The organism is Trueperella bialowiezensis (assembly GCF_900637955.1).
Taxonomy (GTDB): Bacteria; Actinomycetota; Actinomycetes; order Actinomycetales; family Actinomycetaceae; genus Trueperella; species Trueperella bialowiezensis.
Genome location: NZ_LR134476.1, coordinates 1,524,019 through 1,541,187 on the forward strand (window position 1 = coordinate 1,524,019; position 17,169 = coordinate 1,541,187).

At 60.5% G+C, this 17,169-nt stretch carries 18 protein-coding genes; 13 read left to right on the forward strand and 5 right to left on the reverse strand.

Annotated features, from left to right (window positions below; translation table 11 throughout):
- Window positions 1-156: 156 nt before the first annotated feature.
- The 4 genes from EL234_RS06895 to EL234_RS06910 all read left to right on the forward strand — a co-directional run bounded on the left by EL234_RS06895 (window position 157) and on the right by EL234_RS06910 (window position 2,032).
- Entirely contained in the window at window positions 157-366 is a 210-nt protein-coding gene (locus tag EL234_RS06895; protein WP_126416762.1) for a helix-turn-helix domain-containing protein, read from the forward strand.
- 128 nt (window positions 367-494) lie between these two features.
- The gene (locus EL234_RS06900) at window positions 495-593 is read left to right on the forward strand and encodes a 30S ribosomal protein bS22 (RefSeq protein WP_005504750.1); all 99 of its coding nucleotides are present in this window, start codon (window positions 495-497) and stop codon (window positions 591-593) included.
- Between the two features lie 158 nt (window positions 594-751).
- Window positions 752-1,198, forward strand: a complete 447-nt coding sequence (locus EL234_RS06905) for a MarR family winged helix-turn-helix transcriptional regulator (protein WP_126416763.1) — start codon at window positions 752-754, stop codon at window positions 1,196-1,198.
- Window positions 1,199-1,360: 162 nt separating this feature from the next.
- Window positions 1,361-2,032: a histidine phosphatase family protein gene (locus EL234_RS06910; RefSeq protein ID WP_126416764.1), complete on the forward strand. Its 672-nt coding sequence runs from the start codon at window positions 1,361-1,363 to the stop codon at window positions 2,030-2,032.
- A 12-nt stretch (window positions 2,033-2,044) separates the two neighbouring features.
- Here EL234_RS06910 and EL234_RS06915 read toward each other — a convergent pair whose 3' ends face one another.
- The 3 genes from EL234_RS06915 to EL234_RS06925 form a co-directional block, all read right to left on the reverse strand.
- Window positions 2,045-2,476, reverse strand: a complete 432-nt coding sequence (locus EL234_RS06915; RefSeq protein ID WP_164712431.1) for a PLD nuclease N-terminal domain-containing protein — start codon at window positions 2,474-2,476, stop codon at window positions 2,045-2,047.
- Between the two features lie 77 nt (window positions 2,477-2,553).
- The gene (locus EL234_RS06920; protein ID WP_126416766.1) at window positions 2,554-3,429 is read right to left on the reverse strand and encodes a 1,4-dihydroxy-2-naphthoate polyprenyltransferase; all 876 of its coding nucleotides are present in this window, start codon (window positions 3,427-3,429) and stop codon (window positions 2,554-2,556) included.
- Between the two features lie 94 nt (window positions 3,430-3,523).
- The gene (locus tag EL234_RS06925; RefSeq protein WP_126416767.1) at window positions 3,524-4,957 is read right to left on the reverse strand and encodes an AMP-binding protein; all 1,434 of its coding nucleotides are present in this window, start codon (window positions 4,955-4,957) and stop codon (window positions 3,524-3,526) included.
- A 301-nt stretch (window positions 4,958-5,258) separates the two neighbouring features.
- On the opposite strand from EL234_RS06925, the gene EL234_RS06930 reads away from it, so the two are divergent.
- Complete coding sequence (locus EL234_RS06930; protein ID WP_126416768.1) at window positions 5,259-7,166, forward strand: HNH endonuclease signature motif containing protein; 1,908 nt, start codon at window positions 5,259-5,261, stop codon at window positions 7,164-7,166.
- A 122-nt stretch (window positions 7,167-7,288) separates the two neighbouring features.
- Here EL234_RS06930 and EL234_RS06935 read toward each other — a convergent pair whose 3' ends face one another.
- Window positions 7,289-8,242, reverse strand: coding sequence for a 1,4-dihydroxy-2-naphthoyl-CoA synthase (locus EL234_RS06935; protein ID WP_126416769.1), 954 nt, complete (start codon window positions 8,240-8,242; stop codon window positions 7,289-7,291).
- Between the two features lie 30 nt (window positions 8,243-8,272).
- On the opposite strand from EL234_RS06935, the gene EL234_RS06940 reads away from it, so the two are divergent.
- From EL234_RS06940 to EL234_RS06950, 3 genes are read left to right on the forward strand one after another with little or no spacing between them, the layout of a single operon-like run.
- Window positions 8,273-9,250 carry an o-succinylbenzoate synthase gene (locus tag EL234_RS06940; protein ID WP_126416770.1) on the forward strand — a complete coding sequence of 326 codons (978 nt, stop codon included), beginning with the start codon at window positions 8,273-8,275 and terminating at the stop codon, window positions 9,248-9,250.
- Window positions 9,247-10,851, forward strand: a complete 1,605-nt coding sequence (gene menD, locus EL234_RS06945; protein ID WP_164712433.1) for a 2-succinyl-5-enolpyruvyl-6-hydroxy-3-cyclohexene-1-carboxylic-acid synthase — start codon at window positions 9,247-9,249, stop codon at window positions 10,849-10,851. The genes EL234_RS06940 and menD overlap by 4 nt, the downstream gene beginning before the upstream one ends.
- Window positions 10,852-10,905: 54 nt before the next feature.
- Complete coding sequence (locus EL234_RS06950; RefSeq protein ID WP_126416772.1) at window positions 10,906-12,114, forward strand: S1C family serine protease; 1,209 nt, start codon at window positions 10,906-10,908, stop codon at window positions 12,112-12,114.
- Here EL234_RS06950 and EL234_RS06955 read toward each other — a convergent pair.
- Entirely contained in the window at window positions 12,098-13,360 is a 1,263-nt protein-coding gene (locus EL234_RS06955; RefSeq protein ID WP_126416773.1) for an isochorismate synthase, read from the reverse strand. The genes EL234_RS06950 and EL234_RS06955 overlap by 17 nt on opposite strands.
- Window positions 13,361-13,399: 39 nt before the next feature.
- On the opposite strand from EL234_RS06955, the gene EL234_RS06960 reads away from it, so the two are divergent.
- The 5 genes from EL234_RS06960 (at window position 13,400) to EL234_RS06980 (ending at window position 17,166) form a co-directional block, all read left to right on the forward strand.
- A complete protein-coding gene (locus EL234_RS06960) occupies window positions 13,400-14,098 on the forward strand; it encodes a demethylmenaquinone methyltransferase (RefSeq protein WP_126416774.1) in 699 nt (232 codons plus the stop codon).
- A gap of 66 nt (window positions 14,099-14,164) precedes the next feature.
- A complete protein-coding gene (locus tag EL234_RS06965) occupies window positions 14,165-15,475 on the forward strand; it encodes an NAD(P)/FAD-dependent oxidoreductase (protein ID WP_241968969.1) in 1,311 nt (436 codons plus the stop codon).
- 90 nt (window positions 15,476-15,565) lie between these two features.
- Window positions 15,566-15,925: an NADH-quinone oxidoreductase subunit A gene (locus EL234_RS06970; RefSeq protein WP_126416775.1), complete on the forward strand. Its 360-nt coding sequence runs from the start codon at window positions 15,566-15,568 to the stop codon at window positions 15,923-15,925.
- A 3-nt stretch (window positions 15,926-15,928) separates the two neighbouring features.
- The gene (locus tag EL234_RS06975) at window positions 15,929-16,483 is read left to right on the forward strand and encodes an NADH-quinone oxidoreductase subunit B (RefSeq protein ID WP_126416776.1); all 555 of its coding nucleotides are present in this window, start codon (window positions 15,929-15,931) and stop codon (window positions 16,481-16,483) included.
- The gene (locus EL234_RS06980; protein ID WP_126416777.1) at window positions 16,480-17,166 is read left to right on the forward strand and encodes an NADH-quinone oxidoreductase subunit C; all 687 of its coding nucleotides are present in this window, start codon (window positions 16,480-16,482) and stop codon (window positions 17,164-17,166) included. Before EL234_RS06975 ends, EL234_RS06980 begins: the two co-directional genes overlap by 4 nt.
- The last annotated feature ends 3 nt before the right edge of the window (window positions 17,167-17,169 follow it).

Below are 17,169 nucleotides of genomic sequence, written 5' to 3' on the forward strand. Positions count from 1 at the left end.
ACTAGGAAAGTGATTTCATCTCGAAAATGACGTTTTCAGTGTTGAAGTTGGTGAAATCGGGTATGGTGTGTAAGGAAGTGAAGCCGCTGGGCATGCAGCTCGGCAGGCTTCGGTACAAGATTTTATACCCGTGTGGAATACAAGGACGGTTAAGGCATGGCGCAATTACCCCCGTCGGCTCCGCAGTTTTTTACTGTGGCCGAAGTTGCTGAATTGACGCGTGTTTCACGAATGACTGTGTACCGGATGGTGCACTCAGGCGAGTTGCCAGCGGTACGCGTTGGCAATTCTTACCGGGTGCCCAAGTCGGCTGTCGCTAACCTCCTGTCCGGCGGCGAAACCGCGGGTGAAGCAACCACGGCGTAGGTCCGGGCTATCCGGGTCGTGGTATTGCGCACGCAAGATGTGGCATACGCACACACTGGGGTATTATTTTCTCGTTCACGTGGCTGGGCGTTAGTCTGAGTCATTGCCGATAGAAGCGGAGGAAACCGATGGGTTCTGTTATTAAAAAGCGCCGGAAGCGGATGTCGAAGAAGAAGCACCGCAAGCTCCTGCGTAAGACGCGCCATCAGCGCCGCAACAAGAAGTAGAGTCTTGGTGCTCAGGGCCGGTTTCCGTTAAGGGGAGCCGGTTCTTTTCTTTGGTTTCACGTTTCGTCTGGTGGATTTTGCTGTGGGCGTTCACAAAATCGGGAATGTGTGACATACTTGGGTTGTTGAAGATTCAATCAGGGTGCAAGGAGGCGGCGATGGTTGATTGGCTAAGCGAAAAAGAACAGGTGGCCTGGCGGTCCTTCCTCACCGGGCAGGCGCTCGTCCTTGACGCAATAAATCAAGATCTCAACAACGATTCAGACCTCACCTTGAACGAATACGAGGTGCTCGTACGGCTATCCGAAGCGCCGAACCGGCAACTGCGGATGTCCCACCTTGCAGAAAATCTGGTCCACTCGCGCTCCCGGCTCACCCATACGGTCAAACGTCTTGAAAAGATCGGCTACGTATCGCGCGAACCCTGCCCCGACGATCGGCGCGGCATCATCTGCGTGCTCACCGACGCCGGGTTCACCAAACTCGACACCACCGCGCCCATGCACGTGGAATCGGTTCGCAAACACCTGATCTCTCATTTGACGCAGGAAGAGTTTTTGGAGTTGGGGCGCGTCATGGCGAAACTTATCGACGCACAGCAGTAGTGAGCACGACGCCGTAGGGCGTGCGACGCCGTAGCGCTCGGCAGTGCTGGTAGTTCGGTTGTGCTGGTAGCCGGGCTGTGATGCTAGCTGAACCGTGGTGAGAGCCGGGCTGTGGTGAGAGCCGGGCGACGGCGTCGAACGTGTCATGGCACAATTGGGGGCATGGATATTACAACGGTTCACTTGGTCCGCCACGGCGAGGTACACAATCCGGAGGCCGTACTGTACGGGCGCCGGCCTGGATACCACCTGTCCGAGCTCGGCTTTCTCATGGCGGAAGGCTTGGGGGAGGAGTTCGCGGACCATGACGTGCGGCTCGTCATGGCATCCCCGCTCGAACGTGCCGTGGAAACAGCCACGCCAACCGCGCGGGCGGCCGGGCTCGAGATTGTCAAGGACGCGCGCCTCATCGAGGCAGACAACAAATTTGAGGGCGTTCCCGTCAACAAGAATCGTTGGATTCTGGCCCATCCGCGCTACTGGTCGTGGTATGTGAACCCGTTGGAGCCGTCGTGGGGTGAGCCGTATACGGATGTTATTGAGCGCATGTCTGGCGCTGTTGCCTACGCGCTAGATCAGGCCAGTGGCGGCGAGGCCGTACTGTTTTCCCACCAGCTACCGATCTGGACGATGCGCAGGTTCGTGGAAGGCAAACCGCCCGCACACGATCCGCGCAAACGCGAATGTTCCCTCGCCTCGGTAACGTCGTTGACGTTCGCAGGAAAGCAACTCTTAGCACTCGACTATTGGGAGCCGGTGGGCTACCTGCTCGATGAAGCCGCGGACATGGTTCCCGGAACCTCGGCGGCACACGCGCACGGCGCCGGCGAATAGGGTGGGCCGGGATTACCGGGCGCCGTAGAGGCCGCCTTCGTTGCGGTCGTCGTCGCTTTCTTCGCTGTTCTCGTCGTCCTGGTCCGCTAGCGGATCGAGCCCCTGCTCTTCACGCAGGCGCTGCTCGTAAGCGCGACGCCGGTTACGGGCCTCGAGGCGGGCAAGAAACTCGGGATCGTCGTCGGGAGCAACCGGGCCAGACGGCTTCTTCGGGCGCGAGAACGGATTGGAATAGCCGGTCACCTTATAGTCCGATTTGAACACGTGCTGATACTTGAAGAACAGCCAGATCAACGCGCCGATCACGGGAACAATCGCAATGAGCAACAGCCACAGCGGCTTGCTGATGCGCGCCGGCATCTTCGTCGAATCCGTGCGGGCAGCATCAATAAACGCGTAGATAATCAACGCGACGCCAACAATGATCGGTACTATTCGTGCCACGCGCACCACCTTAGTTCAATTGAGCTGAAGAATAAACACGATTTCGCCACAGCAGGAGTGACGGCGTCGTCGTTCGCTTACGCTGTGAACGACGCGAGTAAGACCACGACGCCGAAGCCCAGTTCGAGCAGGCCGGTGTCGCGAAGGACGCCGATGAGGTCGCGGCCGGTGAGGCCGGAGCGGACGCGTGCGGAGAGCAGGCCGGCCCACAATCCGATGGCGACCATGCCTGCCGCGATCGGCCAGTGCGTGATGCCGAGTGTGAGTCCGCATGCGGTGGCCGCGGCGAGCATGAGGCCGTAGGCGAGCCGCGCGCGACGATCGCCTAAGCGGACGGCGAGGGTGTTTTTGCCGCTGAGGGAATCGGTGGGGATATCGCGAATGTTGTTCACCATTAACAGTGCGCACGCGATGAGCCCGACGCCGGTGCCGCCCACCCACGCTTCCCAGGGCGCGGTGCCGGTTTGCGTGTACGTGGTGCCCACGGTGGCGACGTAGCCGAAGAAAATTATGACGAACACTTCGCCGAGGCCCATGTACCCGTACGGGCGCGTGCCACCGGTGTAGAACCATGCGGCGATCACGGCTGCAGCGCCGACGGCGATCAACCACCACTGGCCGGTCAGGGCCACCAGGATAAGGCCGACGAGGCCGGCGAGCGCGAAACTGGCGAACGCTGCCGCTTTCACTACCTGCGGCGATGCTTTTCCTCCGCCGGTGAGCCTGGGTGGGCCGGTGCGGAACTCGTCGGTGCCGCGAACGCCGTCGGAATAGTCGTTCGCAAAATTCACGCCGATCTGCAGCAGCAGCGCTACTCCCGCGGCGAGTAGTGCGCGCACCCACGAGGCGCCGTCGTGCATGACCGCCACGCCCGTCCCCACGAGGACCGGCGACACCGACGCGGGCAACGTGCGCACACGCGCCCCTTCCAGCCAGTCATTGATGGTTGCCATAACCGTCCTTTCAGCCGCTCCATCATACCGGTTGTTAGGCGCACGTTAGCGGGGGCTGTGCCGTGCGGCTCGTGTCGCGCGTGGTGTGGGGTGCTCACAAACCGAGATAGTCGGCTGCCATGTTGGCGAGCTCGCGCCGGTTGATCTTGCCTGAGTCCGTATGGGGATAGTGTCCGCCGAGCTGCGAGATCCCCAGCACGTACTTCGGACTCCACCCCGGGCCGAGCTCGAGCTTGACGAAACTGCGCATCACCGTGACGTTGCAGCTTTGGGCGGGTTTGTCGACGTCGTCGATAATTGCCACCACGGCTTCTCCCCATTCGAGGTCGGGTACCCCAACGACGACGGCGTTCCAGCCGGCTTTCGCGAGCGCTTCTTCGATGAGGCGGGGCATGACGGTCAGGCCGCCGGTGGTGATGGCGTCGTCGAGCCGGCCGAGAACCTCGAGGCGGCCGTCAATGATGCGGCCGGCGTCTTGCGTGTGATGGGTGCGCGGTGGTGTGCTAGAAAAGCCTTCCGCTGTGCCGAGGTAGCCGAGCGTGACGGCACTGCCACGCAAGCTGATGCGGGCGTCGTCGTCGATGAGGATCTCGGTGTCGCCGATCGGGGCGCCGTCGTAAACGCAGCCGCCGCAGGTTTCCGTCATGCCGTAGGAGGTATGAATGCGCAGGTCAGCGTGGCGGGCGCGGTCGAGCAGGCTCTGGTTGATTGCGGCTCCGCCGACGAGGAAAATCGCGTTGCGCAGCGCGTCAAGGATGGGTGGGGAGTCGAGGATGCGTTGTAGCTGGGTGGGGACGAGGGAGAAGTAGATCGGGATGTCGGCTGCTGGTGTGCCTTTGGTGGCCGTGGTGGTCGGGGTGCACGGTGGGGCGCCGAGTGTGGCGGCTAGTTCGGCGGAGATGGCGTCGGGTGAAGAAAGGTCGAGGTAGCCGGGGCGGATGCGGGCGGCCTCGTGTGAAGCAAAGTCGAGCTGGCTGGGGGTGGAGTTGGCGGCCTCGGACGTCGTCGTGAGGCTGGTTAAAACTGTGCGAACGATGGTCTGGAAGCCGGCGATGTGGTGGTAGGAGAGAGCGGCGACCCACGCGCCCGGGCCGGCGAGCGCGGCGTGCGTGGCGTGGGCTGATGCGATGAGGTTATCCCAGCTCAGGGCTACGATTTTGCCGGTGCCCGTGGTGGAGCCAGAGGTGCGCATGAGTACGCCTGTGTTGGGTGGGATCCCAAGGGCGAGAGCTTCGGAGCGGGCCTCCTCGGCGTTGGTGCCGGGCGCGACGACGAACAGCGGGCTGTAGTTGTTGTTGGCTTGGGTGGAACGTGTGGGGTTGGCGGCGGTGGGCGTGGGGGTGCTGAGGGTGGCGGCGGTGGCGGTGACGGCGGTGACGGCGGTGACGGCGGTAGCGGCGGTGGCGGCGTCGTGGTGGCTGGGAGCGGTAGTGGCGGGGAAAAGATGCGCGCTTAGTGCATGGCGTACGGCGTGCTCAATGCGGTTGCGAGCCTCGGGGCCGCGCCCGCCTTCTACAACAGTGACCATAACCGGATGATAGGCGCGCGACGGTGGTGATTTCACCTTTGGGGCTCGGCACGAGATGCGTTGGCGGGGGAGAAGAGAAACTTTTCCACAGGAAGTTAAATGCGGCGATTGGGTATGATGTATGCCATGAACCGAACGTTTGTGGTGTTTTTGAGGTAAAATTTAAGTACGAAAACAAGGGCGACGGCAGTGGAGAAGCAGTCCGATAGATGGGCGGGAAAGCATTGGTAGCTCGCGGTTTATCTGGTTGTCATGTTTTTCTGCTGGCGTCCGTTGATAGGCCGGGAAGGAGGTGTGCGCTATGTTGTTCGAACAAGGGCAGTTGGATTTTGGTGTGAGCGCTCGGCGGTCAGAAGAAACCGCCATGCGTAGGACGGGTGCGGCAACTGCAAGTGCTGTGGGCAGTGCAAGCTCAGTGATGGGTGCATGTGCTGTTAACCCTCGGGTTCATGTGGACAGGATGGAGCGCACGCCTGCCCGTGGAGATGAAGAGTTTTCCGGGTCGATTCTGGCCGACGAAAGAGCCGCCGCGCTGTCTGTGGAGGAAATAAAGACTGCCGTATCTGTGCTGATGGGGATCGACTTGCGCAGGTTAGGCTCGGTGGCAAAGAATGCGCTCTCCAATGATCTGGATACCGTCTACCGTCAGCTTCGTACGTTGCGCTATGACCTCGTCGTTGTTGAAGAATCGGAAGTGCCCAAGGAATCGGGTGTTCGCACACCTACGCAGGTGGAGCAGAAGCGCACGAAGGCGTCGTATCGGCAGGCACGCGCTACGGTGGAGCGTGCACAGGCGCTCAGGGAGGATTTTCCGCTATTTCGTCAGGCGTTGCGGGAGAACCGGATCACGGATGAGTATGTGGACGTCGTGCGCAAGCTGATTTGCACAGAGGAATTGAAAGCCAAGCTTGCGGATGAACAAGTGGGCGAAGCGCGCCTAGTCGAATGGGCGGCTGAGATGGGTATTGACGCCTTCACGAAGAAGGTACGGGCGTGGGTCTATAAGCATTCGCCACGGTTGGCGGACAAGCAGGCTCAAGCCGAAGCGGTCGAAGAAAAGCTTCACATGTTCCGTAAAGACAACCACTACATTCTCAACGGTCGGTTTTCTTTACTCAACGGTGCGGTGGTGTATAACCTTTTGCAAGCCATCGTGCGCACCAACCTGCGTTCGAAACAAGAAGATGCAGATGAGGCTCACGCGGGTGGAGCTGGCGCGGGTGGTGCAGAGACTGGTACGCGCGGGAACGATGGCGCGGTAACCGGCGAAAGGGGCAGCGGGAATGGCAGCGTGAACGGAAACGAAGCCGTCTCGCGCTCCTCGGTGGGCAAGCTTTCTGCTGCACAACATCAGGCTGCTGCTTTGGTTGAACTTAGTGCGCGGGTGCTTGAAGAAGGCATGTATGAGGGGTCGGCCCGGGTGTCACCGCATGTGTCGGTGCTGTGTCCGGTTGAGACTTTGGCTGTGGCGGAAGCTCGTTACAAGGCTGCACGGAATGAAGGGCAAAGTGCAGCAGGAGAGTCTGGGCATCTGGGAGGAAGTACCAGTTCGCGTGTTGCTCCTGCAGTACATCCCGATTTGGGTCGGAAGTTGGCAGAAATCAGCCCGGGTATCGATCCTGTTTTCTTCGAAGGTTTGGAACCGGCCACTTTAGATGATGGCAGCCCGTTGTCGCCAGGTCAGCTACAGATGATTGTGGCGGATGCGCAGATATCGCGGGTGGTGCTCGGGCAGCCATCCGAGGTGTTAGACCTCGGGCGGCAGGCACGGTTAGCGTCAAGTTCGCAGGCCAGAGCAGTGAGAGCACGAGACAAACACTGCCAGTTCCCGGGATGCGACCACCCGTTTGCGTCGTGTCGGATCCATCATGCCCTCTATTGGGAGCACGGAGGAAACACAGACATGGATAACCTCGTGCTCGTCTGCTGGTATCACCACAAACTCATTCACGACATGAAGATCACCGCGATCCACTACGAACGAGGCTGGATTTTCTACGATGCGCACGGGAAAGAAATCCCAGATCCGTATAACCGAAGTAAGCCCAGTGATGTTCGAAGTAGACCCAGTGATGCTCGAAGTGAGTCGAGTGGTAACCGAAGTTGGTCGTCCGATAACCGAAGTAACTCACATGGCATGGTCGGAACGGAGCCAAGTTCGCAACCGCTCGGACCACCTGAATCGCAACCGCCCGGACCACCTGGATGAGGGTAGGTGATTGGCCCTGGCTGGGCGAGTGGCGCCGGTTTGAACTTGCTCGGGCGAGTGGCTGGCGCTAGCTGGGCGAGTGGCGGTGGCTTGAACTCGCTCGGGCGTTGGGCGGAAGCCCTCTACGCGTAGAACGGAAAATCATCCCAGTTTGGTGGGCGCTTTTCGAGGAAAGCGTCGCGGCCTTCCTGTGCTTCTTCGGTCATGTAGGCCAAGCGGGTAGCTTCGCCGGCGAAGACTTGTTGGCCGGCGAGGCCGTCGTCGGCGAGATTGAAAGCGAACTTCAACATGCGCAAAGCCTGTGGAGACTTCGTACGCAAGATCGCCGCATACTCAAGTGCACGATCCTCAAGCTCCGCATGCGGCACGGCCTCGTTCACAACACCCCAACGCTCAGCATCCGCCGCCGAATACTCACGAGCCAAAAAGAAAATCTCACGAGCCCGCCGATCCCCAACCTGCCGCGCAAGCAACGCCGCGCCATAGCCTGCGTCAAACGAGCCCACATTCGCATCAACCTGCATAAACCGTGCATGCTCACGCGAAGCCAACGACAGGTCACACACCACATTCAACGAATGCCCACCACCAGTCGCCCAACCACTCACCGCAGCAATAAAAATCATGCCCGACGTACGCATAAGACGCTGCACTTCTAAAATGTGGAGACGCCCGGCGTGTGAGCCGCCCGCAGAACCTGCGCTCTCATACTTGTAGCCATCCCTCCCACGAATACGCTGATCACCGCCAGAACAAAACGCCCAACCGCCATCTTTGGGACTCGGCCCGTTCCCGGTTAAAATAACAGCGCCAATCTCGCCGGAAAGCCGCGCGTGATCGATAGCGCGATACAACTCATCCACAGTCTCCGGACGAAACGCGTTCCGCACAAGCGGACGATTAAACGCAATCCGCACCACCGGCAAATCACGCTCGGAAACAACACGTGAACCCTCAAACGTCCTCTCAACACCCCGATGATACGTAATATCCGAATCCGGGAAACCGTCAATCGACCGCCACTTACGCGGATCAAAAATCTCTGACACTTTATTGGGAACACGTGAATCAGTCATACCCCTATTGTGCCAGCGTATTGTGAAAGCGTGAACATTTACGTCTACCGCCTACGCTTTACCAACCGCTTCCGCCGCCTCGACGAACGAGACGGCCTACTAATCGAAGGCGGAACAGGCTGGGCGGAAGTCTCGCCGTTTTGGGATTACGACGACGACGTCGCCGCACGCTGGCTAGCCGCCGGATACGAAGCCGCACAGCGGGGATACCCTGAGCCGATCCGGCAAAAAGTACCCGTCAACGAAACAATCCCCGCGGTCGACGCTCAGACCGCCTACGACTTAGCTGCAGCCTCATCGTGCAGCACCTTTAAAGTGAAAATCGCCGACCACCCCGAATCCCTCGCTGAAGACCTCACCCGGCTCGAAGCGGTACGTGCAGCGGCACCGACGGCGCGTATCCGGATCGATGCTAATGGTGCGTGGGGCGCCGAAGAAGCCGTCCGCAATATCGGCCTGATGAACCGAGCAGCGGGCGGACTCGAATATGTGGAACAGCCCTGCAGGCAGGTAGACGAACTGGCGCAGGTGCGCAGAAAAGTCGACGTGCCGATTGCTGCCGATGAGTCGATTCGCATCGATGGGCTAGCACAGGAGGTCGTACGAACACAGGCGGCAGACCTGGTGGTGCTCAAGAACCAGCCGCTTGGCGGGGTGCGAAGGGCGTTGCGACTGCAGGAAGAGCTGGGAGTGCCCGTCGTCGTCTCCTCAGCAGTAGAAAGCTCGGTAGGGCTCCGGGCCGGGATTGCGCTCGCGGCAGCACTGCCGGAACTACCCTACGCGTGTGGGCTCGCAACCTCGCGGCTCTTCGACCGCGACATCACCTCAAAACCTCTTGTTCCGCACGACGGCCAGATAGAAGTTCGCGACGTCGTCCCCGAATTTTCCGAGCCAGTGAGCGCCGAGCTAGAACAACGATGGGCAACGCGGCTGGAACGGATGTGGGAGTATGCACGTCAGCGACACTGGGTGAGCGGGAACTACGAGTTCCAAGGAGGGTTTCGATGAACAGTGAACAACTCGCGCGCGCCGTGGTGGCCGAGCTAGTCAAAGCGGGCGTGACGACGTTCGTGCTCTGCCCCGGATCACGCTCGGCGCCGCTAGCCTATGCGCTACGTGACGCAGCAACAGCCGGTGTTGTGGAACTACATGTGGAAACCGACGAACGGGTGGCCGGCTTTGTTGCGCTAGGCTCGGGAATCGCAGGCTCACCGGCAGCGGTTGTGACGACGTCGGGCTCGGCGGTCGCGAACCTACACCCGGCGGTCGAAGAGGCCGCCTACGCCGGAGTGCCGATGGTGGTCCTGGCAGCAGACAGGCCCCACGAGATGCGAGGCGTGCGGGCCTCACAGACGGCCGATCACCGGGGAGTGTTGGAAGCGTCCGTGCGCTTCGTCGCCGAAATTCCGGCCGGGGTGCTAAGCGTGCGTGGGCAGGTCCGCAAGGCGGTGCATAAAGCAACCGGCTGCGAACCAGGACCCGTGTTAATCAACGTCGCCTTCCGCGATCCGCTCATGCCCAGCACGCCGTGGGAAGATCCGCTCGGCGACTGCACTGAGGAAGTTCCACAAGCCGGGCGCAGACCAGTGGTGATAGCGGGTCCGGCAACCCAGGCCGGCTCGGCCGCGCCAACAAAGTCTGTTCCACAAAATATGCCGATCCTCGCTGAGCCCACCAGCCCGCTACGCGGGGCGCCCACCAGTGTCAACCCGCTGCTATTGCGCAGCCCGCTTCGTGACCAGATTGATACCGCGATCGTCGTCGGCCATCCGACCCTCTCCCGTGAGGTGACGGCACTGTTGGCTGATCCGAAGGTGACTGTGTATGCCGTGGACGAGCCCGCAGGTTATACCGACGTGGCCGGCACGGCGTGGGTGGTGGATGATGTGGGCGACTTTCCGACGCAGCCCGGATGGGTGGACCAGTGGCTGGACGCATCCCAGCGGGTAGAAGAAGCAATCGAACACGAACTGGCATTAAGCGATGAGCTGACGTACCCGGCCATCGCCCGGATCATCAACGCGGCACCGGTGCCGACTCAGCTGGCGGCGTCGTCGATTATTCGAGAAGTGAACCTTTACGGCGGAAAACCGGGCGGGCCAAGGTTTGCCAATCGCGGACTTGCTGGGATTGATGGCACGATGTCGACGGCGCTCGGGTTGGCGATCGCGCTGGGCGAACCGGTACGCGTCGTCGTTGGTGACCTCGCATTCGTGCACGACGCCGGGGCGCTCATCCGCGGGGTGGAGAACAAGGTAGCCGGCTTGGACGTGGTTGTGGTCGACGATCACGGCGGCTCACTGTTTGCCACCCTCGAATACGGCAAGGGCGACGAACAAGCCTATGACCAGCTGTTTCGCACCGAACGCGGCATTGACGTCCAGGCCTATGCGAAAGCGGTGGGCGCGAAGTACGTGCGTGCGACGACGGCGAGTGAACTTGCGCAGCTCGTTGCGAACATGCCATCGGACTGCGTGCGGATCGTGCACGTCGACCTTGGGCGGACGAGCATGTCAGCCGAGCGAGGGAGACGCGCACAATTTGCTCAAACGGTGACGAGCGTAGCGTACGAACTTGAGCCGAGAGGAAAAAACGACGGCGAAAGTTAACCGCGGGTGCCTGCGCTCCATAGAATCTGTTGCAGGCGCCAGAAGTGAGGATTAATGACAGACGACTATAGGCCAGAAGAAAACAGGCCAAACGATTTCGGGTACTATCAGCCCAACCCAGTGCAACCGCCGCCCGTACAAACAGTACAGAAAACCCGACGCGGCCCAGGCTGGCCGGCGCTGATTGTTGCCTGTCTTATTGCGTCGCTGCTTGGCGGCGTGCTCGGAGTCGGGGTGATGAACGTGCGCTGGGGTAATGCGCGCCCGGCGGCGGCGCCCATTTCCACACAGTCGGGCACCACTGAAACTGTGGAAAGTACCGGCACTGCGCCGGACTGGAATGCGGTGGCCACGGCGGTCGGACATTCTGTGGTTGCCATTGATGTGAAAACGGCGGAAGGTGCCTCCACAGGCTCGGGCTTCGTTATCGACCAGCAGGGCCATATTATGACCAACGATCACGTTGTGTCCGGCGCGCAGGAAGTATATGTGACCTTGCACGACGGGCGCGTCTACGAGGCCGAGATTGTGGGTACCGACGAGTCGACCGATCTGGCCGTGCTCAAACTGAAATCACCACCGGAGGATTTGACGGTGGCCCAGTTCGGGGATTCGAGCAAGGTTGCCGTCGGTGATCCGGTCACGGCGATTGGTAACCCGCTCGGGTTGAGCTCCACGATGACCACCGGAATCGTCTCCGCGTTGGATCGGCCCGTGCAGACCGTGAAAGAAGGCGGCATTGACCGCGACCCGACCAGGGTGATTACCAACGCGATCCAAATCGACGCGGCCGTCAACCCCGGAAATTCGGGAGGGCCCGTGTTTGATGCGAAAGGCCACGTCATCGGCGTCGCATCCTCGATTGCCTCGCTCAAACAAAGCGAAGGCAAAGCAGGCTCGATCGGCCTCGGGTTTGCGATCCCGGCTAACCTAGCCCAGCGCGTCGCAGCCCAACTGATCGAGAAGGGCGTCGCAGAACATGCTTACCTTGGCGTGTCGATCGTCGACGGAATCGGCCAAGCACAGGGCACGAATTGGAAGGGCGCGCAGGTGCGTCACGTGGAGCCGGGCACGCCGGCCGAAGCGGCCGGGCTCAAGGAAAACGACGTCGTCTTACAGGTCAACGGCAGAGACGTGTCCTCGGCGCTCGCGCTCACCGGATACGTGCGCCAATTTGCGTCCGGCGACGTCGTCACACTGCTTCTCGTCCGGAACGGCGAGCTGCTGAACGTGGACGTCACGTTAGCTACTCGGCCTGATTAAAAGCGTCGAGGATCGGGGCGAACTTCGCTTCGGTTTCGGCCCATTCGGTATCCGGGTCGGAATCGGCGAGAATACCGCCGCCGGCCCAGGCCCTCGCCCGTGTGCCGTCAATCTGGGCGCACCTGAGTGCTACACACCATTCGCCCCCGTGGGAACCCATCCAGCCCACGGGGGCACCATAACGCCCGCGGTCGGCCCCTTCGACTTCGTCGATTATCTTGAGCGCCGCGTGGGTAGGTGTACCGCCGAGTGCCGCTGTTGGGTGCAAAGCGCCCGCCACTTCTAAGCTTGTGGCATCTAGGTCAAGATGCGCGCGGATGTCGGTTGCAAGGTGAAGCACGGTCGGTAGTTCGAGCACGAACGGCGACCCGGCCTCAACGGCACCAAGTTTTTCGAGGGCGCACACCACCGACTCCACTGACATGTGATGTTCGGCGGTGTTTTTTGTTGACGAGATCAGCCACGCTTTCGCATCGCGTTCCCGAGGCGCCGTGCCAGCCAGCACGCGTACGTGAACCTCGCGGCCCTTTGTTGCGGCGAGCAGTTCGGGCGTTGCGCCGACAAGACTGTCGACGGCGAACGTCCACGACTCCGGGTTAGCAGCAGCGAGTGCGCGTACTACACTGCGCTGGTCGATCGGCTCGCTGGCTTCCAGCTCAAGCCGCCGCGCGAGCACGACTTTGTCTGCCTCACCTGCGCCGATGCGCTGTTGAATAGCGACGACGCCGGAGCGATGGTCGGCGCGTTCTGCGGTGCTGGCAGGCGCACACGAAACGCGCGCAACCTCGCCAGCAGGCGGCCTACGACGCCGGAGCGTATCGTCTACGAGTTCACGTGCAGCGGGGCTGAGGGTGTCAAAGACGTCGCGATCAGTCGGGCCGATCAAGGTGAGCCACCCCGTCTGCCCATCCCAGCCCACCACAACTTGGGGAATGATAAGCACCGAACCGGCCGGGGACGCGTGGTTAAAAGCAAACGAGCCGACCGAAATCAGTCCGGTGCCGGGTAGGCGAAGCTCGTCGCGGATCTCGGCGTCGGCAAGCACGCGCGACCACCACTGGGATGCCAAAGCAAAACGCGACGGCGTCGCAGGCGCCTCATAGCGCGCCGCCTCACCTGCGGCCACGAAACCCGTGCCGTCTTTAATCCAGGCGATTTCCCCGTCCAAAAATAGGGCTGCAAGCTCTGGCTCGTAGCCATCGGGCAGCGGCGTCGTCTGGGCGCGTAAATGTGGTATCTCGAACACGAATAACGATGTTACGTCTCTATTTGGTTAAATGCAGACATGGGTAGAGCCACACTAGAAAAAAATCCGCGTGATGTTGCCAGCATGTTCGACACGGTATCGAATAAATACGACGTCATGAACGGCGTGTTGACCTTCGGTTTGATCAAAGTGTGGCGCACCGCCACGCGGGAAGCGATCGGGCCTAAACCGGGGCTCAAAGTGTTGGATATCGCAGCTGGTACCGGATCATCCGCGAACTGCTACGCCAAGTATGGTGCGGATGTGATCGCCGCGGACTTCTCCGAAGGCATGATCGCCAAGGGTCGCGCACGCTTCCCACTACTGACGTTCGTGAAAGCCGACGCGATGGACCTGCCCTTCGCAGACAACAGTTTTGACGTCACGACGATCTCGTATGGCCTGCGCAACGTGAAAGACCCCGACGCCGCACTACGCGAGATGCTGCGCGTGACGAAACCGGGCGGGCGCCTCGTCGTCGCCGAATTTTCCCGGCCAACAAACCGCGCCTTCCGCGCGCTATATCATTTCTACCTGGGGAAGGTGATGCCGTTCGTGGCATCGCTTTTGTCTTCTAATGCCGAGGCCTACGGTTATCTGTTCGAGTCAATCGAGGCCTGGCCGGCGCAGGAAGAATTCGTGGCGAGGATCCGGGATGCAGGGTGGTCGGATGTGTCATATAAGAATCTGACCAACGGCATTATGGCGATTCACAGTGCGGTAAAGGCGGCACAGTAACTTCCTAATTCAGTAAGCCAAGTCTTACGTAATTCAGGGCCTCATAATTTCTCAAGGTATGCCAAGATGCGTAGACTGATTGGCGTTGCGGCGGGGATGACTGAAAGGGAAATTATGGTCGAGCATGCAGATGTCGTCGTTGTCGGCGGCGGGCCTGCAGGAGCCGCAACAGCTCACTATCTTGCACAGAACGGGGTAGATGTTCTCGTTCTAGAAAAAGCCACCTTCCCTCGCGACAAGGTGTGCGGGGACGGGCTGACACCACGCGCGGTCGGTGAACTGATTCGGATGGGGATCTCCGTTGACGGCTGGGTGCGCAACTATGGGATTCGTGCCCGCGGCGCCGGCCATGAAATCGAAGTGCCCTGGCCTGAACTGGCCTCGCAGCCGAATTGGGGCAGCGCGTGTCCGCGTACCGACTTCGATGAGATTCTTATTCGGCGGGCAGTCGAATCTGGGGCGCGGCTGCGCGAAGGCGTCACTGTGACCGGGCCCGTTGTACATGAAAAATCCGGCCGCGTCGTCGGCGTGAAAGCACGTAGCACGGCGGATCGTAACGAAGAGATGACGTTCTCGGCCCGCTTCGTCGTCGACGCCGGGGGAGTCGCCGCGCGTCTGTCGACGGCGCTCGGGCGTGAAAAGGCACAGAACCGGCCGATGGGCGTGGCGGTGCGTACCTATTTCGAAGCCCCGCTTGCAGACACGGACATGATGGAATCCTGGCTGGAACTGTGGGCCGGCAAGCCGAACGAATCCGAACAGCTGCCAGGATACGCGTGGGCGTTCGCAGTAGGCGACGGCTTGATCAACGTGGGGCTTGGTTCGCTGTCGTCGACGGCGAAACCCACCGGCGTGGATCACCGCAAAGTATTCCAAACCTGGCTTGCAAACACTCCGCCCGAATGGGAACTCAATGCTGAAACGCAACGAGGCCCTATCCGGGGTGCGGCGCTTCCGATGGCGTTCAACCGTAAACCGCACTACGCGAACGGGTTGGCGCTCGTTGGCGATTCGGGCGGTATGGTTTCGCCGTTTAACGGCGAAGGAATCGCTTACGCGCTCGCATCCGGGCGGTTGCTGGCGGACTTCATTGCGCAGGCGCTGCTACGGCCAACGCTAGGCCAACAGGACCGGGCGATGATGCAATACCCTGCCGAGCTGCGTGAAGAGTTGGGTGGCTACTATACGCTTGGCCGAATTTTCGCGGCGCTGATCGAACGCCCGGAAATTATGCACATCTGTGTCAAGTATGGGCTGCCCCGGCAGACACTCATGACCCTAGTGATGAAGCTGCTGTCCGATGCCTACGATCGGCGGGGCGGAGATTGGATGGATCGGCTGATCACCGCGCTGACGAAAGTGGTGCCTAAAGCCTGATGAGCCAGAATTTTTTATCTGGAAGATATAGAATTAAAAGTGTTGCGGTAGTGCAGGCGGCATTTTCAACGGTGAAAGTTTGAGGGACTAATGTATTCATACGTTCCATTCTTAGTTATGATCATCGCTGCCGGCGTAGTTGCGGTCGCCGGTTTGCTGATGTCAGCTATTTTGGGGCCGAAACGCTATAACCGCGTTAAAGTGTCCAACTATGAATGCGGGCTCGAACCCACACCCAACGCGGGTCAAGAAGGGCGCTTCCCGATCAAATACTTTTTGACGGCGATGACGTTCATCATTTTCGATATTGAAGTGGTGTTCCTCTACCCGTGGGCTGTCTCGGCTGGCCAGCTCGGCCTTGCCGGCGTTATTACAATCGCAAGTTTTGTGTTCCTCATTACCGTCCCCTTCGTCTATGAGTGGCGACGGGGCGGACTCGAATGGGAGTAAGCAATGGGTATTGAAGAAAAAGCATCAGGCAAACTGCTCGCAGGCATCGAGGCCGTTGGCGGTTGGGCGCAGGCGCGCTCGCCGTGGCCGGTCACGATGGGTCTGGCGTGCTGCGCGATCGAAATGATGGCCTTCGGCGCCGTCCGGTTCGACGCCTCGCGTATCGGCATGGAAGTCTTCCGGGCCTCGCCGCGCCACGCGGATCTCATGCTCGTCTCGGGGCGCGTGAGCCAGAAAATGGCTCCCGTGGTGCGTAACATTTACGACCAGCTTATGGAGCCCAAGTGGGTTATTTCGATGGGCGTGTGTGCCTCGTCTGGCGGCATGTTTAATAACTACGCGATCTTGCAGGGTATCGATCACCTCGTGCCCGTGGATGTGTATCTACCCGGCTGCCCGCCGCGCCCGGAAATGCTCATCAACGCGATTTTCGAACTGCGTAATAACCACATTGAAGGCCGTCCCATCGGTGAACACCGGAAGGAAATCGCTCGCAAGGCCGAGCAGGCCGCGCTGGCTGCGATCCCGGTCGAAGAGCAGAAGGGGCTACTGGTATGAGCGATGAGCTAAGCAGAATCGATCAGGCGCGCCCCTCCGTCGTCGCCAAACGTAAAGGCATGTGGGGTGTCACCGATACTGGCGACACCACCGGTTTTGGGGATCTTGAGGAAGTCTTCGTCGTCGCCCCGCCTGCTTCCAGGCCGTACGGCGGCTGGTTTGATGAGGTGGTAGATATCATCATCGAACTCGGCCAAGCCGATGGTCTCGACGTCGTCGAAAAAGTCAGCGTGGAAAATGACCAGCTGGTGATTTTCGTGCCTAGGGAACACCTTGTCGACGTCGCCCGCTATCTGCGCGACGATCAGGATCTGCGTTTCGAACTGTGTCTGGGCGTGTCTGCCGTGCATTACCCGCACGATAAGGGCCGCGAGTTGCACGCGTATTTCCCATTCTTCTCAATCACGCACAACCGGATGATCGCGCTCGAAGTGACGTGTCCGGAGGACGATCCGCACATGCCGTCCATCTGCTCGGTCTACCCGGGCGATGACTGGTCTGAGCGGGAAGCCTTCGATCTCATGGGAATCATTTTCGACGGCCATCCGGGGCTCACCCGTTCGGCGATGCCGGATGACTGGGTTGGCCACCCGCAGCGTAAGGACTACCCGCTTGGCGGTGTGCCCGTGGAGTTTAAGGGCGCCGTTATTCCGCCGCCGGATGCACGGAGGGAGTACAACTAATGA